The 25,055-nt window shown below is 42.9% G+C and carries 21 protein-coding genes and 5 tRNA genes; 21 read left to right on the top strand and 5 right to left on the bottom strand.

Translation table 11 applies throughout. The features are described from left to right. Positions 1-93: 93 nt before the first annotated feature. Positions 94-1,269 (bottom strand): acetate/propionate family kinase, encoded by a 1,176-nt coding sequence (locus WDM69_RS06525; RefSeq protein WP_411350822.1) that lies wholly within the window; start codon positions 1,267-1,269, stop codon positions 94-96. Positions 1,270-1,692: 423 nt separating this feature from the next. Between WDM69_RS06525 and lptM the strand changes: the two genes are divergently transcribed. The 5 genes from lptM to WDM69_RS06500 all read left to right on the top strand — a co-directional run bounded on the left by lptM (position 1,693) and on the right by WDM69_RS06500 (position 6,115). Beyond that, positions 1,693-1,965 (top strand): LPS translocon maturation chaperone LptM, encoded by a 273-nt coding sequence (gene lptM, locus WDM69_RS06520; RefSeq protein ID WP_143823266.1) that lies wholly within the window; start codon positions 1,693-1,695, stop codon positions 1,963-1,965. A 124-nt stretch (positions 1,966-2,089) separates the two neighbouring features. After that, positions 2,090-2,425 carry a hypothetical protein gene (locus WDM69_RS06515; protein ID WP_078306901.1) on the top strand — a complete coding sequence of 112 codons (336 nt, stop codon included), beginning with the start codon at positions 2,090-2,092 and terminating at the stop codon, positions 2,423-2,425. 145 nt (positions 2,426-2,570) lie between these two features. Then, a complete protein-coding gene (lysA, locus tag WDM69_RS06510; protein ID WP_205760106.1) occupies positions 2,571-3,989 on the top strand; it encodes a diaminopimelate decarboxylase in 1,419 nt (472 codons plus the stop codon). Between the two features lie 161 nt (positions 3,990-4,150). Then, positions 4,151-5,080 (top strand): diaminopimelate epimerase, encoded by a 930-nt coding sequence (gene dapF / locus WDM69_RS06505; protein WP_078306899.1) that lies wholly within the window; start codon positions 4,151-4,153, stop codon positions 5,078-5,080. A 21-nt stretch (positions 5,081-5,101) separates the two neighbouring features. Then, positions 5,102-6,115 (top strand): tyrosine recombinase XerC, encoded by a 1,014-nt coding sequence (locus WDM69_RS06500; RefSeq protein WP_205760098.1) that lies wholly within the window; start codon positions 5,102-5,104, stop codon positions 6,113-6,115. A 45-nt stretch (positions 6,116-6,160) separates the two neighbouring features. Here the strand turns inward: WDM69_RS06500 and WDM69_RS06495 are convergent, their stop codons facing one another. Together WDM69_RS06495 and WDM69_RS06490 are read right to left on the bottom strand one after the other, a co-directional pair. Further along, on the bottom strand, positions 6,161-6,649 hold the full coding sequence (locus tag WDM69_RS06495) for a cyclic nucleotide-binding domain-containing protein (RefSeq protein ID WP_078306897.1): 489 nt from the start codon (positions 6,647-6,649) through the stop codon (positions 6,161-6,163). Positions 6,650-6,783: 134 nt separating this feature from the next. Continuing rightward, the gene (locus tag WDM69_RS06490; RefSeq protein ID WP_078307088.1) at positions 6,784-7,734 is read right to left on the bottom strand and encodes a nitrilase-related carbon-nitrogen hydrolase; all 951 of its coding nucleotides are present in this window, start codon (positions 7,732-7,734) and stop codon (positions 6,784-6,786) included. Between the two features lie 224 nt (positions 7,735-7,958). Between WDM69_RS06490 and rpoN the strand changes: the two genes are divergently transcribed. From rpoN to WDM69_RS06440, 10 genes are all read left to right on the top strand, one after another. Next, on the top strand, positions 7,959-9,575 hold the full coding sequence (rpoN, locus tag WDM69_RS06485; RefSeq protein WP_338755159.1) for an RNA polymerase factor sigma-54: 1,617 nt from the start codon (positions 7,959-7,961) through the stop codon (positions 9,573-9,575). Between the two features lie 732 nt (positions 9,576-10,307). Further along, positions 10,308-11,030 (top strand): FHA domain-containing protein, encoded by a 723-nt coding sequence (locus WDM69_RS06480; RefSeq protein ID WP_338755158.1) that lies wholly within the window; start codon positions 10,308-10,310, stop codon positions 11,028-11,030. 73 nt (positions 11,031-11,103) lie between these two features. Further along, positions 11,104-11,179: transfer RNA gene (locus WDM69_RS06475), tRNA-Thr, on the top strand. An 84-nt stretch (positions 11,180-11,263) separates the two neighbouring features. Beyond that, a tRNA-Tyr gene (locus tag WDM69_RS06470) sits at positions 11,264-11,347 on the top strand. A gap of 24 nt (positions 11,348-11,371) precedes the next feature. Next, positions 11,372-11,445 (top strand) — tRNA-Gly (locus tag WDM69_RS06465). Positions 11,446-11,456: 11 nt separating this feature from the next. Continuing rightward, positions 11,457-11,531, top strand: a tRNA-Thr gene (locus tag WDM69_RS06460). A gap of 23 nt (positions 11,532-11,554) precedes the next feature. Further along, positions 11,555-11,630, top strand: a tRNA-Asn gene (locus tag WDM69_RS06455). Between the two features lie 306 nt (positions 11,631-11,936). Continuing rightward, entirely contained in the window at positions 11,937-12,242 is a 306-nt protein-coding gene (locus WDM69_RS06450; protein WP_338755157.1) for a CopG family transcriptional regulator, read from the top strand. Positions 12,243-12,364: 122 nt separating this feature from the next. Further along, on the top strand, positions 12,365-13,219 hold the full coding sequence (gene kdsA / locus WDM69_RS06445; protein ID WP_078306893.1) for a 3-deoxy-8-phosphooctulonate synthase: 855 nt from the start codon (positions 12,365-12,367) through the stop codon (positions 13,217-13,219). Positions 13,220-13,459: 240 nt separating this feature from the next. Beyond that, positions 13,460-14,782, top strand: a complete 1,323-nt coding sequence (locus WDM69_RS06440; protein WP_420845505.1) for a lytic murein transglycosylase — start codon at positions 13,460-13,462, stop codon at positions 14,780-14,782. 190 nt (positions 14,783-14,972) lie between these two features. Here WDM69_RS06440 and WDM69_RS06435 read toward each other — a convergent pair whose 3' ends face one another. After that, positions 14,973-15,449 carry a hemerythrin domain-containing protein gene (locus WDM69_RS06435; RefSeq protein ID WP_078306892.1) on the bottom strand — a complete coding sequence of 159 codons (477 nt, stop codon included), beginning with the start codon at positions 15,447-15,449 and terminating at the stop codon, positions 14,973-14,975. A gap of 366 nt (positions 15,450-15,815) precedes the next feature. Here WDM69_RS06435 and WDM69_RS06430 point away from each other — a divergent pair, with 366 nt between their 5' ends. The 6 genes from WDM69_RS06430 (at position 15,816) to WDM69_RS06405 (ending at position 22,926) form a co-directional block, all read left to right on the top strand. Further along, positions 15,816-18,044: an NADP-dependent isocitrate dehydrogenase gene (locus WDM69_RS06430; RefSeq protein ID WP_338755155.1), complete on the top strand. Its 2,229-nt coding sequence runs from the start codon at positions 15,816-15,818 to the stop codon at positions 18,042-18,044. Positions 18,045-18,263: 219 nt separating this feature from the next. Beyond that, positions 18,264-19,055, top strand: a complete 792-nt coding sequence (locus WDM69_RS06425; protein ID WP_078306890.1) for a DnaA ATPase domain-containing protein — start codon at positions 18,264-18,266, stop codon at positions 19,053-19,055. A gap of 59 nt (positions 19,056-19,114) precedes the next feature. Then, on the top strand, positions 19,115-19,798 hold the full coding sequence (locus tag WDM69_RS06420; RefSeq protein ID WP_338755898.1) for a DUF2057 domain-containing protein: 684 nt from the start codon (positions 19,115-19,117) through the stop codon (positions 19,796-19,798). Between the two features lie 126 nt (positions 19,799-19,924). After that, on the top strand, positions 19,925-20,983 hold the full coding sequence (gene recA / locus WDM69_RS06415) for a recombinase RecA (protein ID WP_078306888.1): 1,059 nt from the start codon (positions 19,925-19,927) through the stop codon (positions 20,981-20,983). A 113-nt stretch (positions 20,984-21,096) separates the two neighbouring features. Further along, the gene (locus WDM69_RS06410) at positions 21,097-22,011 is read left to right on the top strand and encodes a regulatory protein RecX (RefSeq protein ID WP_338755154.1); all 915 of its coding nucleotides are present in this window, start codon (positions 21,097-21,099) and stop codon (positions 22,009-22,011) included. A gap of 114 nt (positions 22,012-22,125) precedes the next feature. Beyond that, the gene (locus WDM69_RS06405; RefSeq protein ID WP_338755153.1) at positions 22,126-22,926 is read left to right on the top strand and encodes a hypothetical protein; all 801 of its coding nucleotides are present in this window, start codon (positions 22,126-22,128) and stop codon (positions 22,924-22,926) included. Between the two features lie 82 nt (positions 22,927-23,008). Here WDM69_RS06405 and ligA read toward each other — a convergent pair whose 3' ends face one another. After that, a complete protein-coding gene (ligA, locus tag WDM69_RS06400) occupies positions 23,009-25,042 on the bottom strand; it encodes an NAD-dependent DNA ligase LigA (protein WP_338755152.1) in 2,034 nt (677 codons plus the stop codon). Between the last annotated feature and the right edge of the window lie 13 nt (positions 25,043-25,055).

The raw sequence follows: 25,055 nt of genomic DNA, 5'->3' as shown, positions 1-25,055 counted from the left end.
CATGATACAAAACAATCATGATATAGAATAATAATGGGTAAATTCTTTATCAGATTAACCAAGATAAGATTAGCCAAAATAAGACCGACCAAGCTACTTGCCAATCACCTCACGGGTTTCCATGGCAATTTGATACTCTTCATCGGTGGGAATAACCCAAAGTTCAAGCCGACTGTCAGGGTGGTGAAAACTGCCTTCACCGCCACGGATAAGCTTGGCATTTTTATCAGCGTCAATGTGAATGCCAAAATGACGCATCACCGCCAAAATATTGGCACGAGTCTCAGCAGCATTCTCACCAATACCACCTGTAAAGATAATGCCTGTCAGCGTTGGCACAGCACAGCTTAATGCCGCCAGATATTTACCCACTCGATATTCAAACATGGCAAGTGCCAGCTTGGCATTGGCATTGCCATCAGCCGCCGCTTCTTCAATGGTGCGCATGTCGTTGGAGATGCCAGACACCCCCAGCACGCCACTTTGTTTGTTCAATAAAGTATCAATCTCTTCAATGCTCATGCCTCGAGTTCGGTGCAAGTGAGCGTGTAAACTTGGGTCAACATCACCACTTCTTGTACCCATCATCAAGCCCTCAAGTGGGGTTAGTCCCATGCTGGTGTCCAAGCTTTTGCCATCATAAATCGCTGCTGCTGAACAACCATTGCCTAAATGGGCAGTTAGCCAACCGTGTGGGGCTGGTGTGTTGCTAAGCTTGCTGGCTCGATGCGACACATAGGCGTGTGATGTGCCATGAAAGCCATAACGGCGAATGCCATATTCTTCATACAGCTCTTTGGGAATGGCATAACGAAACGCCACATCAGGCATACTTTGGTGAAAGGCAGTATCAAACACCGCCACCTGTGGCAAATTAGGATAAAGGGTGTTGACCGCTTCGATGCCCAAAGCATTGGCAGGATTGTGTAATGGGGCTAATACGGTCAACTGTTTGATTTCTGATAACGTATGCTCATCAATCTTAACGGCCGATGAAAATTGACGCCCTCCATGAACCACCCGATGCCCAACCGCCACAGGTTGATGCTCTTTTAACAACTGTAAAATCTCTGTCAGGGCTTGCTTGTGGTCAGCCCCATTGAGTTTAAACAACTGTTTATCACCATCAGTGTTGGTGTGTTTAAGTTGTGCCAATGGTGTTCCCAATCCTTCTGCCAAGCCTGTGATGCGACTTTGATTGTCTTCACTGATTAAGGCGTATTTGATAGAAGAAGAACCACAGTTTAATACCAAAGTGGGGTTTATCATGATTGTCATAAATCAAATTCCTATGAATATGAATGAAATGTTAAGAAATAAACAAGCAGACCAAGTATTAACAAACGCAAGTCACAAAAACAAGTCGCAAAAATAGGGGCTTATTATACCGTTGTTTGCGGTTAAAAGGGTAAACAAAAGCATGAAAGGCTTAACCCATTGCATAAAAGATAAACCCATAAAGCAAAACCCATCAAATGATTGACTGAGCAATACTGTGTTAAAATCAATCCTAAATAGCCCTAAGTTAAGATATTAGAATGTTAAGACATTAAGATGACGGTATTAAGCGACAACATATTAAGCATATTAAGCATATTTTAAACCACCACAATACAGGCATGTTCTTATCCTAAGAGAGCATTAATACAAGAACATTGATACAAAAACATGGATATAACAGAGAGCATTGATATGAATATCTCGAAATCTGTCCTAACCATTTTGTTGTTGGTTGTCATGGGGCAATTATCAGCGTGTGGTCAAAAGGGTGATTTGTATTTGCCAGGCACCGCCAAGGGTGATGCTGACGACCGTTTTTTATTAACTCGGCCATTAGCAGACAAGCAAACCACGGATAACATGGCAGACGTTATCAGCAAGCAAGCTGATGATAAACATCACCAACTGTCCACAGACCCAACCAATTTGCATCTATTGCAGGATAATCCAATGCAGGCATATTGATTGGATTTAACATGTGATTGATTTAATTTGCGATTGGTTTTACTTACGCAAAATCACTTTTTTTAACTTAAGGTCATGTTAAAATAGTAACCCTTTTGCCCTTTATTCATACTAAGGTAATGTTATGCGTATTTTATCTGTTTTTAATGTCAATAAAGCCCTTGTCAGCACCACTTCGGTTGCGGTATTTTTGGCTGCTTCATGTTTGGTTGGTTGCAATCAAAGTGGTCAATCCACCGATACCAATACGGACAGCACCACAGGTTCAGAAGTGGTTGCCAGTACCGATGATGCCAATGAGCATTTGGCTGAACATGCAACAGAAGATGTGATAACCGTTGACCCAACCGAAGAGATGTCAGAAGAAACACAGACTGGTGAGCCAACGGCTGACACCATGACAGGCACAGGCTCAGTAGAAGAGCAAGTCATCAGTGATAATCCTGACCAAGCGTTTTAAGTTCTCCTTGGGTGTTATTTAGTTTGGTTTTGGCTATTTTGTTGGAATGTCTATGTCTGTTGTTTCGTCTGTTGTTTCTTCCCATTCGTTCGATAAGTTGTCTGAGCTGTCTGCTGATAGGTCTGCCATTCGGTATGATACGGACATGGGGTGCTACATCAATCCACATGCGTTGGTTGATTGTTTGCCTTATCTTTCTTATCGACCTTGTCAACATTTAGACCATCAATCGCAAATTGACCATGAATCCTTTGCTTTTGAACAACTTGCTTCTGAACAACTTTATGTTGAAGAAGTGTCATTATCCGATGTGGCAAAGAAGTTTGCCACGCCTTGTTATGTGTATAGTCATACCGCCATCAAGCAAGCTTATTTGGCGTATGCCAATGCGTTTGCAGACTTAGGCGTGCCTGCTCAAGTTTGTTATGCGGTTAAAGCCAACTCCAACTTAGCAGTGCTTGGTGTGCTAAGTGAGTTGGGCAGTGGCTTTGATATTGTGTCGGTGGGTGAGTTGATGCGGGTGTTGGCGGCAGGTGGTGATGCGTCAAAAGTGGTGTATTCAGGCGTTGGTAAGACCGCTTGTGACATTCGTTATGCGTTAGAAAAAGGCATTGGTTGTTTTAATGTTGAGTCGGTCAGTGAGCTTGAATTGATTGACCGTGTGGCAGGGCAGATGCAAGTAAAAGCACCCATCTCCTTACGCATTAACCCCAATGTGGATGCAGGTACGCACCCTTATATTTCAACAGGGCTTAAGCAAAATAAATTTGGCATTGCTCATAATCAGGCATTGGCGGTGTACCAACAAGCTCAAGCCCTGCCAAATCTTAACATCGTAGGCATCGACTGCCACATCGGTTCACAGCTGACTGAGACTGAGCCATTTTTGCATGCGTTGGATAAGCTGATTGATTTGATTGAGAAATTAAACGGTGCAGGCATTGAGTTTGCTCACATTGATATTGGTGGTGGGCTTGGTGTGCAGTATATTGATGAGTCGGTTGATGCGGTTGCAGACTTTGCTGTTGCTGTTACAAATCAGCTTAAAAAGTTGTTAGATAATGCTAAAAAACCAATAACACTGTTTTTAGAGCCGGGGCGTAGCATTGTTGCTAATGCTGGTGTGCTGTTGACTCATGTTGATGTACTCAAACCCAGTCTGTCTTTGGACAATGACAGCAAAAACTTTGCCATTGTTGATGCTGCCATGAATGACTTAATCCGCCCTGCTTTATATGAAGCAGAAATGGCAGTCATTCCTGTGATGCTTGCCAAACAATCAGACGAACCAATCAGTCAATCTGTGCCAAAGACAGCTTGGGACATCGTAGGAGCGATATGCGAGACAGGCGACTTTTTGGCAAAGGCACGCTTGCTTGACTTAAAAGAGCAACAACTGCTTGCGATGACAGGGGCAGGGGCGTATGGTTTTGTCATGTCCAGCAACTACAACACTCGCCCTAGAGCATGTGAGGTCATGGTCTGTGGTGATAAAATGCAACAAATTCGAGCCAGAGAACGCATTGAAGACTTATTTGCCACCGAGTCATTGATGAACGTTTGACCCAATCAGCACATTCTTTTTTTTTAATTTTTTATCCAAAGCTGTCGATTGCAAGCTTTGGATTTTTTGTCTGATTTTTTTAGCCATCATTTTTTAGCCATCATGGCAAGCTATCGGTTGACGTGATAAGATAATCACAAAACAAAACCAAAGGAATTATCATGTTAATAGAATTTACCAAAATGCACGGACTGGGCAATGACTTTATGGTCATCGATTTGGTGACTCAGCGTTTGGATTTAACCACGCCACTCATTAAATTACTGGGCGACCGCCACTTTGGCATCGGATTTGACCAATTATTGGTGGTTGAACCACCAACCAGACCGGATGTGGACTTTCGTTATCGTATTTTTAACCAAGACGGCTCAGAAGTACAACAATGTGGCAATGGGGCAAGATGTTTTGCTCGCTTTGTGCAAGCACGCAAACTTACCTTTAAGCAACGCTTAAGAGTTGAAACGGTCAGTGGCATCTTAACATTAACCACCGACCGCTATGGTTGGGTGCAAGTCGATATGGGTAAGCCCAAGTTTAAGCCTGCTGATGTTCCTTTTGCCCCAAAAGCCATCACCAAAATCCAAAATACCTACCGTCTCAATGTCAACGGCACTCCTGTGCAGTTGTATGTTGCCAACATGGGCAATCCCCACGCTGTCATCAAAACTGATGATGTGTTGACCGCTGATGTTGAAAGGCTGGGTAAAGCCATCGAAGCACATGAAGCCTTTCCCGAGCGGGTTAATGTCGGTTTTATGCAAATCATGAACCAACGGCACATTCGCTTGCGTGTTTATGAACGTGGGGTGGGTGAAACTCAAGCTTGTGGTACAGGGGCGTGTGCTGCTGTGGCAGTTGGCATCAATGAAGGCTGGTTAGATGAAGGTGAAGACATTCGAGCTCAATTATACGGGGGCAGTATGCTGGTCAAATGGCAACCAGGTTATAACATGATGATGACAGGACCGACTGCTTTTGTCTATGAAGGGGTGTTTAGCCCAGATGGTTTAATGGCACAAGCAGGCATTAAGGTGAATAAACCATACACTGATGACAGTGATAATGATGACGTTAGGGATAATGACTTGTGATGACTGATGATGCCGATGCTTATGCCAAAAATTAACGCCAAAATCAATGGCGACAATCAACGCCAAAATCAACGCCAGACCATGGTCATAGACATGCCAGTTGAGCAGTTGCCAGCCAATCAGATTCAGCTGGTGTCTGCTTGGCTTGAAAAATTATTACAACAAAACTACTCACACCACACATTAGACGCTTATCGCAGGGCAGTGATGAATTTGTTGGTATTTTTGCATAAACGACAACGACAGTTTAATCAATGCGACAAGCGACTGCTGACTTATTTTATCAGCGAACGCAGGGAGTACCATGGCATCAAGCCAATAAGCATGCAACATGAATTGTCTGCCATTCGCCATTTTTATGCTTGGTTGATTGATATGGGGCATGCCACCATCAACCCCACCACAGGGCATCAGCTCAAAAACCAAGTCCGCAATTTACCAACCATTGCTGATGTTGATTTACTCAGTCAATTATTAGACCAAGCCATGCCAGAAGATGCCAAGCAAGCTTGCTTATGGAGGCGAGATAGGGCGATGTTTGAGCTACTTTATGGCAGTGGATTGCGAGTGGGGGAGTTGGTTGCTTTGGATATTAATGACGTTGATTTGGTGCAAAAAGTGGTTAGGGTATTTGGTAAAGGGAAAAAGCGTCGACTTGTTCCCATGACCAGTGGCAGTGTTGATGCCATTCATCGCTATCTGCCCCAGCGTTGTCTTTGGGCAAAAAATGCAGACATGGCATTATTCATCAGTGAGCAACGGGGCAGACGGCTTAGCACTCGCAGTGTGCAACAACGCTTAAAAGTTTGGGCAACTCGTGCTGGCATTGACCAAAATCTATATCCACACTTGCTTAGACACTGTTTTGCATCACATATGTTATCAGAAAGTGGTGATTTACGAGCAGTACAAGAGATGCTGGGGCATGCCGATGTCAGCACCACGCAAATTTATACGCAAGTCGATTTTGTTAAGCTTACTCAAATCTATGACACAACCCACCCAAGGGCTGTTCGCATCACAGCAAAATCATAAGCCAACGTGTTTATATTCACCTAAATCCATATTCATCTAAGCAATCTAAGTAGATGACTCATTGCCACTTAACTCACTGCCACGCATTGCTGACAGTTCCTCATTGGTGTGACGCAGTTTAAGACTGAGCATGGACGCCAATGCCTTTAAAATTTTGATGCCAATTCTGGGGTGGTCAATCAAGATGCGTTCAAAATCACGTTTGGGCAACACGATTAAACCTGTTCTTTGGCTGGCCTTAGCAGACGCCGAACGAGACAAATCATCAATTAATGCCATTTCACCGATACCGTCCCCAGGTTTTAGCGTTACCAACATCACTTGTTTGTCTGGTAATTGTTTGAATATCTCGATGCTCCCCGCCACCACGAACGCCACATAATCACCCACCTCACCTTCAAAAAACAGATATTCACCTGCTTCTATGCCTCGAAAGGTCAAATACTGCTCCAAAATACCGAACTGATATCGGTCTAAATTTTGAAACACCACATTGCTTTTTAATAACTCGTATAAAGACATGTGAGCTGTCATGATAATGTCCATAGGAATATTAAGAGTATGGCACTGTTTTTTATTGATGACTGTTTTTGACTGATGAAGGTTGCCACTGACAACGTTGTTTACTGGCAAAATTTTATCTGACTGTGGTTCTTATGCCAAATGTCTTATGCCAAGCGATGACACTCAAAAATGGGTAAATCTACCCTATTTTGGTGTTGTTGTTCATCATCGAAAACAGCAGTAATCACACTAAAATCTCGTTTATGATGGCTGTTTTCACCATTTTGCCAATCATCAAAAGACGTGTTGTCCATTGTCAATATTTGACCACGGCTGTCAGTGATGGTGCTGTGCCCCCAAGTATGGCGAATGGTTGAACACGTGGTTGTGCTCATGTTGGTGTCAATGTCTGTCAGATGGTGTTGAGTGTCGTTAATGGGTGTTGGTATGATGTGTTTGCCCCCTTGTGCTGAGCCAATAACCAAACATTGACTGTCAATGGCACGAGCTTGTAATAATAACCGCCAATAAACTTCTCCTGTCTGATAAGTAAAGGCACTGGGCGCAGATAAAAGGTTCGCCCCTGACTGTCGTAGCCGTTGTGCCAATGCAGGAAAACGCAAATCAAAACACACCATCATGCCCAGCATGACTGTCGTATGGTCCAGCTCAAGATGAGCGGTGACAGTTTGAGTGCCTGCTTCAAAGGTTTGAGCTTCATCATAGCCACCTTGGTTGTCTGCCACTGTGGCACGGAACAGATGAATTTTATCATAGCGAGCCACTTGACTGCCATCAGGGGCAAACAGCAAGCTGGCTTGTCGAAGTCGCCCATCATTGATGACACTGCCATCTGGGCGATAAGGGCAAGGCAATGTCCCTGCCAACACATACAACTGATGCTTGCTGGCAAGATGAGCAAAGTGGGAACTAAGTTCATCAAAGCGTTGTGCTGTGGCATGCTGTCTGCCCATACTGGCAACATTCTCAGGCAGTACCACCAACTCTGCCCCTTGCCCTTTAGCAACATCAATGGCGGTGGCAGCGATTTGTAAATTGGCATCACAATCGGCTTGTGAATTCATGCCGATGCAGGCAATCATGGGCTTGGTCATGGTGTTACCCTTAACTGACGTATGATTTAACTGATGTGTCATTTAACTGACCACCACTCACATGATGGTCTTTATTTTTCACAGACCACACCAGCACATCACCATATCATACCAGTTATTCCAAAGAATTTTGCCCAATTTATCTATAATGTAGTATCCTTTATCATATTGATTGTTATTAATAAAACAAACAACATCACCATCAACCAGAGTTTTTAATCATTATGAGTTTTTCATATGGTTTGGGGGCGAACCTTAAACTGGGGACTTCCCAAAAACTAACATCACAGATGCAACAAGCCATTCGCATCTTGCAACTGTCAAGTCTAGAGCTTGAGCAGGAAGTGGCAACCCAATTAGAATGCAATCCCTTTCTTGAACGAGTAGGGGACAGCCCTGAGCAAGCAGAAAACAGCCCTGAGCGAACAGATAGCCTTGAATGGACAAATAAAACAGAATTGCCCCCCACAGACAGCATGACTGATGACGATGGTGACTATGACAATGACTATGACAATGAAGACAGCTTTGACAAACTGTCACAAAGTGGGCTGGACGATACTGCCATCGATACCGATTGGGACAACATCTTTAGCCAGGACAGCACTGTCTTAGCATCGCCTGACACCAGCGATTACGATGACCACGAAGGACAAACCCAAAGTAGCATTCAAGACCATGTGCGATGGCAATTACAGTTAAATGAAGAACTCAATGAAATAGAGCTGTTAATTGCAGATTATTTGATTGATGCAATGAATGATGATGGTTTTATTGAGTTGGACATTGAAGGGTTGTACCAAAGTTTTCAAACCGTGTGTCAGTTTTATCAGTTGGATAACGCCATCAGCAAGTCAGACATTGAATCGGTGCTGACCACCATTCAAGAGTGCGACCCCATCGGTGTGGGAGCAAGAGATTTAAGTGAAAGCTTAAAGTTGCAACTGTATGAGATGAACTGTAAAACTCCCTTTGTCCAAGAAGCCCTACGGATTTTGCAACATTCTGATTTATTGGCAACCAACAACATCAGCGAGTTGTTAATTCGAACCCAGCTTGACATCAGCGACATAGAGCCAGCCTTGGAATTGCTCCGCACCCTAAATCCCTCTCCAGGAGAACACTACCGAAAGTCTCAACCCAAACTTACCAATATCAAAGAAACCTATGACATTGCTGATGTGCTGGTTACATTGCTGAGCAATCCAACCCAATCTGCTCAGCCCAATCAAGAGAATGAATTTGCCTTGCAACAAATGACATGGCAAGTGGAACTAAACCCAGATACCCTGCCCAAATTACGCATCAACCAAAAATACAGCCAACTTATCAAACGTGGTGATGCCAGTGATGACAATGCTTTTTTAAAGCAAAACTTTAGCGATGCTCGCCTATTTATCCGTAGCATCGAAGAACGCAACAACAATCTACTTAAGGTTGCCAGTTGTATTGTCAAACGCCAACAGGCTTTTTTATTGTATGGAGCGACTGCCATGCAGCCACTGGTTTTAAAAGATGTGGCTGACGAAGTGGGATTACATGAATCCACTGTCTCACGCTTAACCAGCAATAAAACTATGCTCACCCCACAAGGTTTATTTGAGCTAAAATACTTCTTTTCATCGTCTGTATCTGGCGTGGACGGTGACGTATCATCAACCGCCATCACCGCCATGATAGAGCAGATGATAGCCGATGAAAACCCAAAAAAACCCCTATCCGATAATGCCATCACCGATTATCTGCTTGAGCAAGGCATCGACATTGCAAGGCGTACCGTTGCCAAATATCGTGAACAGCTTGGCATTGGCTCTTCAACTCAACGCAGACAACGTTACTGACTGATTGACATACTCCCACCACCAAACCTAGCGGTTATGGTGGGGGAATCTTTGCGACCCATAACAATCCCAACCTAGATTGAATTGTTACCTTTCGTCATGCCACCATCGCTGAATGGTATCGGCATGAGGGAACTCTTTATACAACACTAAGTCCTAGTGCATCAGCTAATGCTTGCTTTTTATGGTTCTTTACCATGTTTTTTACACCTAAATATTCAATCACATGACTGGTAGCTTGGTTTTCGCAAATCAGTTTATGCGTGACTTTATGGTGTAAGTTTAAATGGTGTCAGTCTAAACGCTGGTTGCGTACTTTTTCATGAATACGAGCAACGGCTAATTTTTTGAAATATGGGTATGATTTAGCATTGTTTTTATTTAGTGTCTATGACATCGAAAAACAACAACGCCCTGATTAGGTCGCCTGTGCTTACATCTCCACCTAAATCAAAGATTATGGGTGGAGAATTACGCACGATGAGTTAAACGTTCTGATTAAACGCCACTGGCCACTAATTGATGACTGATAACCGATGATGATTAGTACGATAAAATAAAATACTTGCTAAGATGAATAAATATGTTCTTAGCAAAATTAACACACAAATTGATGATAAATCCGCTATAATAACGGATTTAAAGTATTTTATTTTAAAGCATCTGACCATCATCGTTTAACATAATCCAAAAGTTTAACATAACCCAAAAAACAGCGGGAGACTTATCAACATGAGCAAATGGTCATTAACAGGCGTGAGCGAAGTCTTAGCAGAACTGGTTATCCCAGTCCATGATGACATACGCATCGGTCGTAGCCCTGATAGTGATGTGGTGTTGGCAAGCCAAAACATCTCTCGCCAACATGCGTTGATTAGTATCCAAAATGGTAACTTGTTTATTAAAGATTTAGGCTCGTCTAATGGCACATCAGTCAATGATAAAGCCCTTGAACCACAAAAATCCAAACACATCAATCATGACGATGTCATCGCTTTTGCCGACTTGGTATTTAAAGTGACTGACAACACTCAAGAGACGACCACCACTCAAGAGCTGACCGTCAGCACAGACAAAACCAATGAAGTCATAAAAAATGAAGAGGTAACAAGTGAAGCCGTAAAAGATGAAGCAGAACCCGCACCAACGACTTTAGAGCCAGAACCAAGCACGCAAGAGCCAATAAGCATAAAAGAACCAGACACAAAACAATCAGAAAAAACCATCACGGCTGAACCAACAAAAATAGAGCTTGCTCAAACAGACACACCAGCCCAATCAGAAAAAGAACCAACCTCTAACCCAACCACCCTCTCTAAAGATGTCTCTAAAGATGTGGTCTTTAAAGAGATGGTGAATGACCCAGCCAAAAAAGGCAACAGTAACCCAGTGAAGTGGTCAATCATCGCCATTATCATCGTTGCCGTGGCTTTTTGGCTATTTAATATGAATTAAATGCAAAAAAATATAAAATAATGGTTGCATTTTAAAATAAACTTGATAGAATACTTGCCACTTTAGCAGACACGCCGGCTTAGCTCAGTTGGTAGAGCAACTGACTTGTAATCAGTAGGTCGCCAGTTCGATTCCGGCAGCCGGCACCATCTGTTAAAGATTGCCAACATAACATCATGCCATTCATGTGATTTATAATGTGGCGTTGTGATATTATTGTTGGGCATGTTATTGGTGGGATTGGGGAGCGGTCAAACCCAGCAGACTGTAAATCTGCCGCGAAAGCTTCGAAGGTTCGAATCCTTCTCCCACCACCATTTATATTTATCTGCCAAGCACTTGCGGGTGTGGTTTAATGGTAGAACCTCAGCCTTCCAAGCTGATGGCGCGGGTTCGATTCCCGCCACCCGCTCCATACATTGATTTGCTCATATAGCTCAGGGGTAGAGCACTCCCTTGGTAAGGGAGAGGTCTCGAGTTCAATTCTCGATATGAGCTCCAATGCAAGTGCCGTTAAAGCCCATTCCCCAATAGCTCAGTTGGTAGAGCATCGGACTGTTAATCCGTGTGTCCCTGGTTCGAGCCCAGGTTGGGGAGCCATTTTAACTTTACTAAATTTTTAATTTAGGCATTTTCAAATAATCGCACCATATCTTATCTTTAAAACACCTATTCTTATCTTTAAAGCACCTATCTAAACACTTTCTATGTCTACCACTGATATGTATCAAGTTTTGTAAGTTGATAACTTTGGTGATTTTGATGACATCTGTCTGATTATCTAATCTTTCTAGTACGATTATCCTGTTGAGCTGGTTAGCTTAAGGTTTTTTTGGTAAAATTTGTTATACTTGTTTTCACCTTGGATTTTAGATTTTATCCATCATTTTTTACCTAGGCTTGATTATGATACCTGTCCGTGTCAAAAACAAATTTTCTGATCACCCACAAAAAGTCATGCGCCCCATCAGTATTCGTCTTTCAGAAGAGATGATTGAGCTTTTAACAGAAACGGCACGTGAACATGGGTTTGAAAAAATTCAAGGCTTACTACGCCTGTATATTCGTGAGGGGTTAGACCGTGATAATGATAAATACACCTTGGCTCATGATGAAATTTTTATTGAAAAATTACGTAAAAAAGGAGTCAGTGAAAAAATCATTGAGCAAGCCATTATTGAAACTAATAATGTCTGCACCAACCAAAAATGACATAAAACAAATCACACAAGTCAAAAGTCATGATTCACTGACTTGAATTTTCACTCGATTTTCACTCGATTTTAGCAAACAAGCACTCAAAAGCCCAAGTAATCAGCATGACGGAGAATACGATGAGTGAAAAAGCCCAATCTCACATTCAGTTAAATGGCATGAACATTGGTAATGATCAGCCTTTTGTGCTGTTCGGTGGTATGAATGTGTTAGAAAGCCGTGATTTGGCGTTTGAAATTGCTGAAACTTATGTTGAAATTTGTCAAAGATTGGATATTGGCTATGTTTTTAAAGCCAGTTTTGATAAAGCCAACCGTTCAAGTTTGTATTCATTTCGTGGGCATGGCATGGAGATGGGGTTACAGTGGCTGTCTGACATTAAAAAAACCTTTAATGTGCCTATCATTTCTGATGTGCATGAGCCATATCAAGCCAAGCCTGTGGCACAAGTGGCGGATATTATTCAGTTGCCTGCGTTTTTAAGTCGTCAGAGTGATTTGGTTACAGCGATGGCAAAGACGGGGGCAATTATTAATATCAAAAAAGCCCAATTCCTTGCCCCACATGAAATGCAACACATCATCAATAAATGTCTAGAAGCAGGTAACAATAAAATTATTTTGTGTGAGCGGGGTACGTCATTTGGTTATAATAACTTGGTGGTGGACATGCTTGGCTTTGACATCATGAAACAGATGAATGTGCCTGTGTTTTTTGATGTAACGCACAGCTTGCAACAGCCCGGAGCAAGAGCGGACAGTGCAGGTGGTCGCCGTGAGCAGATCACCACTTTGGCAAGAGCAGGCATGGCAACAGGGTTGGCAGGGCTATTTTTAGAAGCTCACCCTAACCCTGAGCAAGCCAAATGTGATGGGCCTTGTGCGTTGCGATTAAGTCAGCTTGAACCGTTTTTGGCACAATTAAAACAATTAGATGAGTTGGTCAAAGGTTTTGCTAAGTTAGACACAGCGTGATAGGTTCAATCACCATCAACCTTGTCATCACAACCAACCATGTAAAGGCACAGATTTAAAAGCACATTACAAGGCAGATTAAACGGCACAAGGCAGAAGATTAAAAGGCAGACTAAAAGGATTGTCATGAACTCACAGCATCAAAACCCATCAGCCCAAGTAAAGCGAAACCAATTTGTTTCCAAAGTTGTCCCTAAAGCCAAAGTAATCAATCAGTCTTGTGATGCTCTGCTTGGCGTGATGACGGCGATGCTATCAATGGCAATGCTGTCAGCTTGTGTGAGCAGTCCACAACCCATACCACAACTTATACCACAACCTGCCTCACAGCTTACCCCTCAACCATTCCAAACCGCACCAACGCCAGAACAACCACAAGTGATGCCAAACGTGATTGTGGTAACTCCTCCATCAGTCATTGCCACACGTCCAGTTGTGCCACCACAACCAACAGTGATTAATGGTTTTGGTGATTGGAAAGTCAGCTTTACCAATAAAGCGTTGGCAAGAGGGTTTTCTCAAGCTGAGATTGAGCGGTTGCTGGGCAATGCCCATCTTAATCAAAAAGTCGTTAGCCAAGACCGCAGTCAAGCCGAATTTGTCAAGATGCCTTGGGAGTATGTTGAATCTGCTGTTGCCAACAGTCGTGTCAGCAATGGGCGTAAGCATTTTATTGGTCATCGCAGGTTGTTTGATGACATTGGCAATCACTATGGTGTTGACCCAGCCATTGTGGCTGCCATTTGGGGAATGGAGTCATCTTATGGTGGCTTTATGGGTAATGCCAACTTGGTCAGCTCGTTGGCGACTTTGGCATATGATGGTCGTCGCCGTGATTTTGCTGAAGAACAATTGATGTCTCTGCTGACCTTACTTAGCCGTGGCGATGTGTCTTGGCACAATTTAGATGGATCGTGGGCAGGGGGTATGGGGCATACTCAATTCATTCCTGCCACTTGGTTGACACAAGGTGTGGACGGTGATGGCAATGGGCATAAAAACCCTTGGAATTTGACCGATGCGTTAAACAGCACTGCCAATTATTTGAGAAATTCTGGTTGGGTGCGTGGCGTTGACCCTGTGTATGAAGTGTTTTTGCCCAGTTATTTTGATTATCGATATCTTGATGACACCATGAGCCATGACGAATGGCGACAGCTGGGTGTGCAAGTGCTGGGGGGGTATGTGCCTGCCAATGCTCGCTTAAGTCTGTGGCTACCTGCAGGTAAGTTAGGTCCTGCCTTATTGACCAGTCAAAATTTTGACGTAATTAAGGTCTATAACAATTCCGCTAACTATGCGTTGGGGGTTAGTTTGCTTGCAAAAGCAATAAATGGACAAGGTGGTCTACAAACAGCGTGGCCCAAATATGAGCGACCACTCACCACCGTGCAAGTAACCAACTTACAGCGTCATTTGACACAAGCAGGGTATGATACTCATGGTATTGATGGGGTTATCGGTAGCAATACTCGTAAAGCTTTTGCCAGATGGCAGGCGGATAGCGGACAAGTGCCTGATGGTTTTATCACCCAAGACAGTGCCAAATTATTGATTTGGTAAGGCCATATGAGATTGCCCCTTCGTCATAAAGCTTAAATAAAGCTTGGTCAAAGGTTTGCATGTCCAGCTCACTGGATTTGGTCATGATGGCTGTTAAATAAGTTTTATATGAATGATGCCAAATAATATGTTGACACTTTGATATTATTTGACACTTTGATGGTTGTCTTGTTTGTGGTTATCTTGTCGTTTATTGATTATTTTGTACAAATTCGTTGTGTTCGACTTGATACAGTGAGCCAAGGCGTTGTTGTAAATCATCAGCAAGAATGTCTTTAGACTGTTTAAAGAATTCTTCTTCCTCTTCATCTAAATGATGACGAACTTTATGAATGAGGTCTTTTAAAGCTTGTTGCCATTTATCTGAGTCAGGCTGATGATTGTCTAAAGTGTCAATAAGTTCGTCCATTTCATGATGCTCAGTAATGGCATGACGAGCAATGTCCAAACCATCATCATGCTCCATAACAGGCACATAAAGATGACGCTCTTCAGCGGCCGCATGAGCGGTCAGCTCCAGCTTAAATTGCTGGTAGATTTTGGCTTGTTCTTTACTGTCATCGGTATTCTCTAACTGTTGACACAACTGACGTTGCACTTCATGACGGGCGATAAGGGCAGTAAAAATGTCTTGGTTTAGGTTAATGTCAGCTTTGATGTTGCTCATGGGTTTTCCTTAATTGATGTTAAAAATAAATTTAAAATATCTTTAAAAATAAATCTTTGAACATGGCTTTGATGAAACACATGTTATCCAAAGTATTATTTAAGCATTTTAATCAATTATTTGCTTAAAAACTGTGTTTGCTTGTTGCCATACGGTTGCTATCAGGTTAAGGTTAAGAATGGTTATCATTAGGGCATACCATCATCAAAGATTGACTGTGCATTAAATTTGCTTAATGGTCATCATGTCCTATAAAATAGAGATGCAGAATGCGTATTTATATGGTCAAATCAGGTTCTTTACCGATTTGTATGCCATACCAATTTTGATGCCACACATGATAAACAACAAAAGGATTGCATGATTATGCCAAAGATTTATTATACCCTAACCGACGAAGCTCCTTTATTGGCGACCTATTCTTTTTTACCTATTATTGAGACATTCACCACACCAGCGGGTATTGACATCATTAAAAGTGATATTTCACTGGCATCACGGGTTTTGGCTGAATTCCCTGATTATTTAAGTGAAGAACAACAACAAACAAAAACACTAGAAATCTTAGGTAAGTTGACTCAAGAACCTGATACCAACATCATTAAATTACCCAACATCAGTGCGTCAGTGGCACAGTTAGAAACGTGCATCGAAGAGCTACAAGCCAAAGGATTTGCCATTCCTGATTACCCAAGTAATCCCAACACCGAAGAAGAAAAAAACATCAAAGCCCGTTATGGTAAGTGCTTAGGGTCGGCTGTCAATCCTGTGTTGCGTGAAGGCAATTCAGACCGCAGAGCCCCCGCCGCTGTTAAAAATTATGCCAAAAAACATCCGCATTCGATGGGTGAATGGAAGCCGTGGTCAAAAACGCACGTGTCACACATGAATGAAGGTGATTTTTATCATGGTGAAAAATCCATGACCCTAGACAAAGCGTGTCAGGTAAAAATGGAACTGATTTGCGACGACGGTGAGACCATTTTATTAAAACCTGAAGTGGCATTGGAAAAAGGTGAAATCATTGACTCTATGTTCATGAGCAAAAAAGCCTTACTTGAGTTTTATGAAAAAGAGCTAAAAGATTGTAAAGAAGCGGACATTTTGTTCTCTTTGCACGTGAAAGCCACCATGATGAAAGTCTCACATCCCATTGTATTCGGTCATTGTGTGCGTGTGTATTATAAAGAAGCCTTTGAAAAATGGGGTGATTTGTTTGATGAACTTGGCATCAATGTCAATAACGGCATGGCAGGACTTTACGAAAAAATAGAAACCCTACCACGTTCACAGTACGATGAAATCATCAGAGATTTGCACGCTTGCCAAGAAAATCGCCCATCGTTGGCGATGGTGGACTCTGCCAAAGGCATTACCAACTTTTATTCACCCAATGATGTGATTGTTGATGCGTCCATGCCAGCGATGATACGCAGTGGCGGTAAAATGTGGGGGGCTGATGGCCGTCAGTATGATTGTAAAGCGGTGATGCCAGAATCAACTTTTGCTCGGATTTATCAAGAAGTCATCAATTTTTGTAAATGGCATGGCAATTTTGACCCAAGCACCATGGGAACAGTGCCAAATGTCGGTTTGATGGCAAAAAAAGCCGAAGAGTATGGCTCACATGACAAAACCTTTGAAATCAGTAAAAATGGGGTTGCCAACATCACGGACTTAGAAACAGGTGAGGTGTTGATGTCGCAACATGTTGAAGAAGGTGATATTTGGCGTATGTGTCAGACCAAAGATGCACCTATTCGTGATTGGGTTAAGCTTGCGGTGACTCGCACTCGCAATTCAGGAATGCCAGCGGTGTTCTGGTTAGACCCTTATCGTCCACATGAAAATGAGCTCATTAAAAAGGTAAAAACCTATCTAAAAGACCATGATACTGAGGGTTTGGACATTCAAATCATGTCGCAAGTGCGTGCCATGCGTTATACGCTAGAGCGTGTCTGTCGTGGTTTAGACACCATTTCAGTGACAGGCAATATTTTACGTGATTACCTAACTGATTTGTTCCCCATTCTTGAGCTGGGTACATCAGCTAAGATGCTGTCCATCGTACCCATGATGGCAGGGGGTGGCATGTACGAAACTGGGGCTGGTGGCTCTGCACCTAAGCATGTAGAACAGCTGGTGGAAGAAAACCATTTGCGTTGGGACTCACTCGGTGAGATGCTTGCCTTGGCGGTGTCGCTTGATGAGCTTGGTGATAAAGAAAACAATCCAAAAGCTAAGTTACTGGCAAAAACGTTGGACGAAGCCACTGGTAAATTACTTGATAATGAAAAATCACCATCTAGACGCACAGGTGAACTAGACAATCGTGGCAGTCATTTTTATCTTGCCAAATATTGGGCCCAAGCATTGGCAAATCAAGAAGAAGATGCTGAGCTTAAAGTCAAATTTGAGCCACTGGCGAAATCATTGGCGGATAATGAAGAAAGAATTGTCGCTGATTTGATTGATGTGCAAGGTCAGCGGGTTGATATTGGTGGTTACTATAAGCCAGATGCAGATAAGTTGCAGGCGGTGATGCGTCCTAGCCAACTCTTTAATGAAGCCTTGGCAAATGTGCTGACAAAATAGCCTAAAAGGACGATTGTCCTGATAAAAACCAGTGTCCAAATTCAGCATCTAAATTGAGCGTCTAAGTTTGGGTGCTGGTTTCTTATCAGTTTTAAAGACAGCAAATGACATGCCACTGGCTAATAATCATGCCACTACCAATATTATTCAAAATATGCTATATATAGCCTGCTAATATCACAAGATACGGCATTATGTGTACCATTAAGAGTAAATCGCATGGTTGACAACCAGCTTAATCTAAATCTTGAAGTCAAGCACGATGCTAGCCTAAGTGACTTTGCAGGTCCAGGTTGGCTTGCCATCATTGATGCGGTGCGTCAGTTACATGTCAGCCTAATCCACCAGCTGTATATTTTTGGCAGCCCTGACACGGGTAAGTCGCATCTGCTTTCTGCCATTTGTGAGTCTTTTATCGACATGGGACAGACAGCCATCAATCTGTCTTTAAGTGACTTATTGTACACTGATGTTCAAGTACTGTCGTCGCTTGAGAGTTTTGACTTGATTGCCATCGATGATGTCGATGCCATCGTGGGTCATGAGCAATGGCAAGAAGCGTTATTTCATCTGATTAATCGTAGCCATGAAGGGCAACGGCGTTTGTTATTTGCTGCTGACCGCCCTACCAATCAGCTATTCTTTAGTCTAAGGGATTTAAAGACTCGTTTGGCACAAGCCCCAAGCTTTAAAGTTCCTGATGGACACAATTTGGCAGACCGCAAGGCGATGCTAGAGTCGATATTGCGTCGTCGTGGTTGGCAATTTCATGCTGACATCACTGGGTATTTATTGGCAGAAGGACCGCACAACACAGGGGCGATGCTCAGAGTACTTAGTCATCTACAACCCATGTTTGCCAACATGCCTAGGGTAAATATCTCTAAGTCCAGCATTACCGAAGCCATGAAAATCATTGATGAACAGACTTTGCTTGCTGAACTTGAAGACATTCATGAGCAGACTCAACAAGAAGCGATACAAAATCAAAACTTTATTTTGGATTATTGACCATATAACTGCATTTAAATGAGTAAAGTGAGTAAATAAAGAGAATGGTTATGAAACTGATTGCCCCCGTGTCATTAGCTGTCATCATCAGTGTGTCTGTTGCTGCCACGTCAGCGGTTGCTTCGGTAACCTTAGCTGTCGATGACAATATCAAGGTTACCGCCATCAATGGACAGGCATATAACAGCAGTCCATTCCAAAAAATTCAAAGGTTGTATACGCTACAGCCTGGTAAGCACGTCATCACCGCTCGTTATGACCGCCTGTATGAGCTGGCTGGAGACAACCACGATTATTTAAAATCTGGTCATGTTACTTTGACCGCAGAACTGGCAGACAATCAAAACTATCAGTTGGTCATGCCCGGTCAGCCTGAGAGTTATCGTGATGCTCGTGAGTATGCCAAAAATCCACAGCTTGCCATCAAGCAAGGTAACAAAATTGTGGCAAGTCAAAGTGTCAGTGCCAACACGAAAGACACAGGCTTGTTGGGTGGATTAGGCTCAGCAATTGGTGGTCTGTTTGGGGGTAATTCATTTGGGAATAACTCAGCGGTAGAAGCCAATTCACAAGCCATTGCTGCCATTGACAGTCAGCCAGCCAGTAACAGCATGAATACGGTCAGCACACAACAAACGTTTGCTAATCCTGCCAATATCAGCACCCTTGACCAATTCATGCAGTTATGGTTACAAGCCACCCCTGATGAGCGAGAAAAAATCCGCCAGTGGGTGAGTCCGTAGTTGTTTTGTAGCAGTTATTTTTTAATCCAAGCAGAATTTGCTGATATAAGCAGACTTTATTACCAAACACATCGCCACCAAACCCATCGCCAATAAAATGGCAATCTATCGGAGACACTATCTACTATGGACGAAAATAAAGCCAAAGCCCTTAAAGCTGCCTTGGGGCAAATTGAAAAACAATTTGGCAAAAATACCATCATGCACCTAGGAGATGAATCGGTTGCCATGGACGTTGATGTGGTGTCAACAGGTTCACTGGGATTGGACATCGCCTTAGGTATCGGCGGCTTGCCAAAAGGACGTATCATTGAAATTTATGGCCCTGAAAGCTCAGGCAAAACCACCTTGACCCTACAGACCATTGCCCAATGTCAAAAACAAGGTGGTACTTGTGCCTTTATTGATGCTGAACACGCTCTTGACCCCATTTACGCTCGTAAACTTGGTGTTAATACCGATGAATTATTGGTATCACAACCTGACAATGGTGAGCAAGCTTTAGAAATTACTGATATGTTGGTACGTTCAGGGGCGATTGATATGATTGTGGTCGATTCGGTGGCTGCCTTGACTCCCAAGGCAGAAATCGAAGGTGAAATGGGTGATAGCCACATGGGATTACAAGCCCGTTTGATGAGCCAAGCCTTGCGTAAAATCACAGGCAACGCCAAACGCTCTAACTGTATGGTGGTGTTCATCAATCAGTTGCGTATGAAAATTGGGGTTATGTTTGGCAACCCAGAAACCACTACAGGCGGTAATGCGTTGAAGTTCTACGCATCGGTGCGTTTGGACATTCGTCGTTTTGGCTCAGTTAAGAATGGTGATGAAATCATCGGTTCTGACACTCGTGTCAAAGTGATTAAAAATAAAATGGCCCCTCCGTTTAGACAAGCTGAATTTCAAATCATGTATGGCGAAGGCACTAACCACTTGGCAGAAATCATTGATTTGGGTGTTGAGATGGATTTGGTCGGTAAAGCGGGGGCATGGTACAGCTATGGTCATGATAAAATTGGTCAAGGTAAGGCCAATTCTGTGCAGTATTTAAAAGACCACCCAGAGATTGCCCAAGAAATTGAAGAAAAAATTCGTGCGGTTAAAATGAATCAAGGTGGTTCAAAGAGTTTTGATGACTCAAATGAGCAAGAAATGAATGACAATGATATGGCTAACGAATAAGCAAGTGAATTAGACATATCTATTAGACATCATCTATTATCCATCAAGTGTGCATCTATAAAGTGGCTCATCTTTGGGACACTTTATTGCACATGATGGCACATGGATTTATTATGCAAATTAAAACCCTTGCTGATATCTTGGCTGATAAGCAACAATTCCACAATTCTCAAACCCAAAATGCTCAAACCCACAATTCTCAAACCAACAATTCTCAAAAAAACAGCCAAGAAAAAAGTCAAACAAAAAACAGCCAAACAAAAAATACTCGAGCAAAAAAAAGCCAGTCAACCAAAAAACCATCAGACAATCAAACCGCAAATAATACCAAAAACAGTCGAACAACCATAAAGCCTACGCTGAGTATTCAAGATATTTTGCAACAGGTCAAAGAAAAAACACCCACATGCAACACTGCAACCGATGACGATGTCCTAGACAACCTACCCACCGCATTGACCGCTTATCTAAAAACACCAGAACAACGAGAAGCTGAAAGAGAACACATCAAAGCCGACAGTCGTTTACGCTGGTTGGCATTTTATTATTTGTCTATCCGTGAGCATTCTCGTCAAGAACTCAAAGACAAACTTATCGCCAAACAACAAAATCCTGACAAAGTCGATGCCTTATTAGATGAATTTGCTGAAAAAGGCCATCAAAGTGAGCAACGAGCTGCCATCATGCTTATCAAAGAAAGCATCAGAAAAGGGCGTGGTCGTCGCCGTATTGAGCATGACTTTCGCCAACGCAAACTTGATTTACCTGCCAATATTGATGAGATTATTGAGTTGGCTCAAAGTGAGTCACAAAGTTTTGCCGATTATGTGGCAGATGATGGTGAACAAGTGAATTGGTTGGCATTGGCAGTAGAAGCACGAGTTAAGAAATATGGCAATGCCATTCCAACCAAGCCCAAGGACAAAGCCAAGCAGTTACGATTTTTACAATATCGTGGATTTAAAGCAGGGGTGTGTTATCAAGCCATTAAACTTAATATGCAAAGTTTAGATGATTTAACCCCCTAAAACGCAACTCCCCTAAAACAGATATTGTGACTGTCCGTAACAAATCCGTTATAATTAAAAACAACATTCATCATACCAACAAAGGCAGTCATTAAAGCCAGTATCAAGGACAGTATGAACATTTTAAATAAAATAACCCATTGCCATTTTATCCAGTACCACTTTATCCAGCACCATCTGCTCAAAAATCCACCTCACAATTCATCTCATGGTTCGCTCAAGTCGTTGTCGATGACGAGATTATTAAGTCTGTGTCTTTTATGTTTAGGATTGGGTCTGTCAGCCTGTGATGGCACTCAAACCGCTGGTAAAATAGACACAACAGACACGGAACAAACCAGCACAACTCAAACCAGCACAACTGATATGACCCCAATCGAACAAATCAGCAACGGCAATGGCATCAACGATGCCAGTCATTTGGCTGATGTTAATGAAGACAATTTGGTTGATACAACACACATATCCACATCACAAACAGATGACACCAATACAAATAACACCAATACAAATAACACCAATAAGGTGGGCGAGCAAATCACCATTGATTGGACAAAAGTAGATTCTGGGGTTAAGCCTGTTGACCCAAAAAGCTATCCTTATGTCTTTGCTAAAGACAGCTCACCTGTAAAATCATATGCTGATTATTTTGGCGTGGATAGGGCAACTGCCCAGTACAATCTGACCATTGGCATGGCAAGTAATGAACCTTTATCAAAATTGCTTGACCAACTTGGTACGGCTTATGAAACGCACGAATTGATTGATGGTAATAAAATCACTTTGGTCATATACACCACCGATGCCATCGCTCCAAGCTCATATGACTATGTCATCGCTGATAAAATTGGACGAGGGTTGATATTGCCCATTCGCATCGTCAATAAAAAAGTGGCAGTTGAAACCGTAGAATAAGAAATCAAGCAGATAGGCATTAAAGCAGATAGGCATTAAAGACACGTCCTAGGGACTTGCACTAACACAACACTAATATGCACTAAGATGATGTCATTGCTAAAAACACTTCTTCATTGACCACTTTAATGCCCAGTTTTTGGGCTTTATCCAGTTTACTGCCTGCTTTTTGACCTGCCAGTAGGGTGGTGGTCTTGGTAGAGACGCTACCAGATACTTTTGCCCCCAATGCTTGTAATTTTTCTTTGGCTTCATCACGGCTCATGCTGGCAAGCGTGCCAGTCACCACCCAAACCTCACCTGTGAGTGGCAGATTTTGCTCTTGAGTAACATGCACACTTTGCCAATGGATACCAGCATCTAGCAAGGCGGTGATGACTTCAAGATTATGTTTGGCACGGAAAAACTGATATATCAGCTCAGCGGTGATGTTACCCACATCAGGTGTGGCAAGCAGTGTATTTATGTCGGCATTCATTAAAGGGGTGAGTTCACCAAACTGATTTGCCAAGTTGTGTGCCGTGCTTTCGCCTACCCCACGAATACCAAGGGCATAGATGAATCGGGGCAAAGTGGTGGCTTTGCTTGCTTCGATGGCAAAAAGCAGGTTGTCGACTGATTTTTCGCCCAATTTTTCTAACCCCATCAAAGTCTTTTTATGGGTATGTAGCTGATAGATGTCTGCCACGGTCTTTATCAGTCCCTGTTTAAAAAAACTCACCAGCCATCGTTCACCCAAGCCATCAATGTCCATTGCTTTTCGTGATACAAAATGAATTAAGGCTTCTTGCTGTTGAGCAGGACAGTACAGACCACCTGTACAGCGGGCCAATGCTTCACCTTCGGGTAATGCCACAGGCGAATCACAGACAGGGCAATGGGTTGGTAGGGTGATGGGCTTGCTGTCATTGGCTCGTTTATCATGCCAAACTCGAGTAACCTTGGGGATAACGTCGCCTGCTCGATGCACACTGACGGTATCCCCTGCTCGAATGTCCAAACGTTCAATCTCACCAAAGTTATGCAAGGTAACACTACTGACAGTAACACCGCCCACTTGCACAGGCTCAAGTTTGCCCACTGGTGTTAGTTGTCCTGTCCGTCCCACTTGCCAGTTAATGGCGTTTAAAGTGGTGATGACTGTCTCGGCAGGGAATTTAAAAGCAATTGCCCAGCGTGGTTCACGGCTTAAATAACCCAAACGAGCCTGTAAGGTCAAGTCATTGACCTTTATCACCGTGCCATCTATCTCAAAGGGCAGGGCATCTCTCTCAGCCAACACTTGTTGATAAAACGTCATCGCATCGGTCAGGTCTTTGACAATCACGGTTTTGGCTAATGTAAACCCAAGCTCCCCCAGCCATTGTAAGGATTGATACTGGGTATGAATGCCCATTGGTAGACCTTGATTGACCGAATAAGCATAAAATGCTAAAGGACGAGTGGCAGCAATGCTGGGGTCAAGCTGACGCAAACTGCCAGCAGCAGCATTTCTAGGATTGGCAAAGGTTTTATCTCCACGGTCTTTGGCCTCTCGGTTAAGCTTGGCAAATCCTGCTTTTGGCATCAGAACTTCGCCACGCACTTCTAACAAGTCAATGTTGACAGCTTGGGGTAGATGGCGTGGTACGTTATGAATGGTTTTGACATTTTGGCTGATGTCTTCGCCTGTTTGTCCGTCACCACGGGTCACAGCTTGCATCAACGTGCCATTTTTATACAGAATAGACACTGCCAAACCATCTAGTTTGAGTTCCATTTCGTATTCAGGCTGTCGTAAGGGTTCGGGTAAACGTTCGTTGACTTTACGCATGAAGTCGGCAAGCTCATCTTGGTTGAACACGTTGCCAAGTGACAGCATGGGTATGGTATGGGTAATTTGGCTAAAGGCAGGCAGGGGAGTACCACCCACTTCGTTGATGGGACTGTCGGATTGTATCAGCTTGGGGTGGTGTTGTTCTAATGATAGTAGGGTGTAACGCAGTTGGTCATATTCATTGTCGCTAATTTGTGGTTCATCTAACACATAATACGCATGGTTGTGCTGTTTTAACTCATCTATTAAAGCACGCATTTGCTTGACAATATGTTCATTTTTATCTTCATGATGACGCATCAAAAATACCGCC

This window comes from Lwoffella lincolnii (assembly GCF_037201985.1).
Lineage (GTDB): Bacteria > Pseudomonadota > Gammaproteobacteria > Pseudomonadales > Moraxellaceae > Psychrobacter > Psychrobacter lincolnii.
Note: the sequence above shows the minus strand (reverse complement) of the source record. Positions and strands in the feature narration are given on the sequence as shown.

Bases quoted from the DNA above. Each gene is read 5' to 3' on its own strand.
- WDM69_RS06410 (WP_338755154.1), top strand. From the start codon at position 21,097: ATGCAAATTAAAACCCTTGCTGATATCTTGGCTGATAAGCAACAATTC.
- WDM69_RS06450 (WP_338755157.1), top strand. From the start codon at position 11,937: ATGATACCTGTCCGTGTCAAAAACAAATTTTCTGATCACCCACAAAAA.
- lysA (WP_205760106.1), top strand. From the start codon at position 2,571: ATGGGGTGCTACATCAATCCACATGCGTTGGTTGATTGTTTGCCTTAT.
- WDM69_RS06405 (WP_338755153.1), top strand. From the start codon at position 22,126: ATGAACATTTTAAATAAAATAACCCATTGCCATTTTATCCAGTACCAC.
- WDM69_RS06515 (WP_078306901.1), top strand. From the start codon at position 2,090: ATGCGTATTTTATCTGTTTTTAATGTCAATAAAGCCCTTGTCAGCACC.
- WDM69_RS06495 (WP_078306897.1), bottom strand. From the start codon at position 6,649: ATGACAGCTCACATGTCTTTATACGAGTTATTAAAAAGCAATGTGGTG.
- WDM69_RS06435 (WP_078306892.1), bottom strand. From the start codon at position 15,449: ATGAGCAACATCAAAGCTGACATTAACCTAAACCAAGACATTTTTACT.
- WDM69_RS06500 (WP_205760098.1), top strand. From the start codon at position 5,102: ATGCCAAAAATTAACGCCAAAATCAATGGCGACAATCAACGCCAAAAT.
- kdsA (WP_078306893.1), top strand. From the start codon at position 12,365: ATGAGTGAAAAAGCCCAATCTCACATTCAGTTAAATGGCATGAACATT.
- lptM (WP_143823266.1), top strand. From the start codon at position 1,693: ATGAATATCTCGAAATCTGTCCTAACCATTTTGTTGTTGGTTGTCATG.
- WDM69_RS06480 (WP_338755158.1), top strand. From the start codon at position 10,308: ATGAGCAAATGGTCATTAACAGGCGTGAGCGAAGTCTTAGCAGAACTG.
- WDM69_RS06440 (WP_420845505.1), top strand. From the start codon at position 13,460: ATGACGGCGATGCTATCAATGGCAATGCTGTCAGCTTGTGTGAGCAGT.
- ligA (WP_338755152.1), bottom strand. From the start codon at position 25,042: ATGCGTCATCATGAAGATAAAAATGAACATATTGTCAAGCAAATGCGT.
- WDM69_RS06430 (WP_338755155.1), top strand. From the start codon at position 15,816: ATGCCAAAGATTTATTATACCCTAACCGACGAAGCTCCTTTATTGGCG.
- recA (WP_078306888.1), top strand. From the start codon at position 19,925: ATGGACGAAAATAAAGCCAAAGCCCTTAAAGCTGCCTTGGGGCAAATT.
- rpoN (WP_338755159.1), top strand. From the start codon at position 7,959: ATGAGTTTTTCATATGGTTTGGGGGCGAACCTTAAACTGGGGACTTCC.
- WDM69_RS06525 (WP_411350822.1), bottom strand. From the start codon at position 1,269: ATGATAAACCCCACTTTGGTATTAAACTGTGGTTCTTCTTCTATCAAA.
- WDM69_RS06425 (WP_078306890.1), top strand. From the start codon at position 18,264: ATGGTTGACAACCAGCTTAATCTAAATCTTGAAGTCAAGCACGATGCT.
- dapF (WP_078306899.1), top strand. From the start codon at position 4,151: ATGTTAATAGAATTTACCAAAATGCACGGACTGGGCAATGACTTTATG.
- WDM69_RS06490 (WP_078307088.1), bottom strand. From the start codon at position 7,734: ATGACCAAGCCCATGATTGCCTGCATCGGCATGAATTCACAAGCCGAT.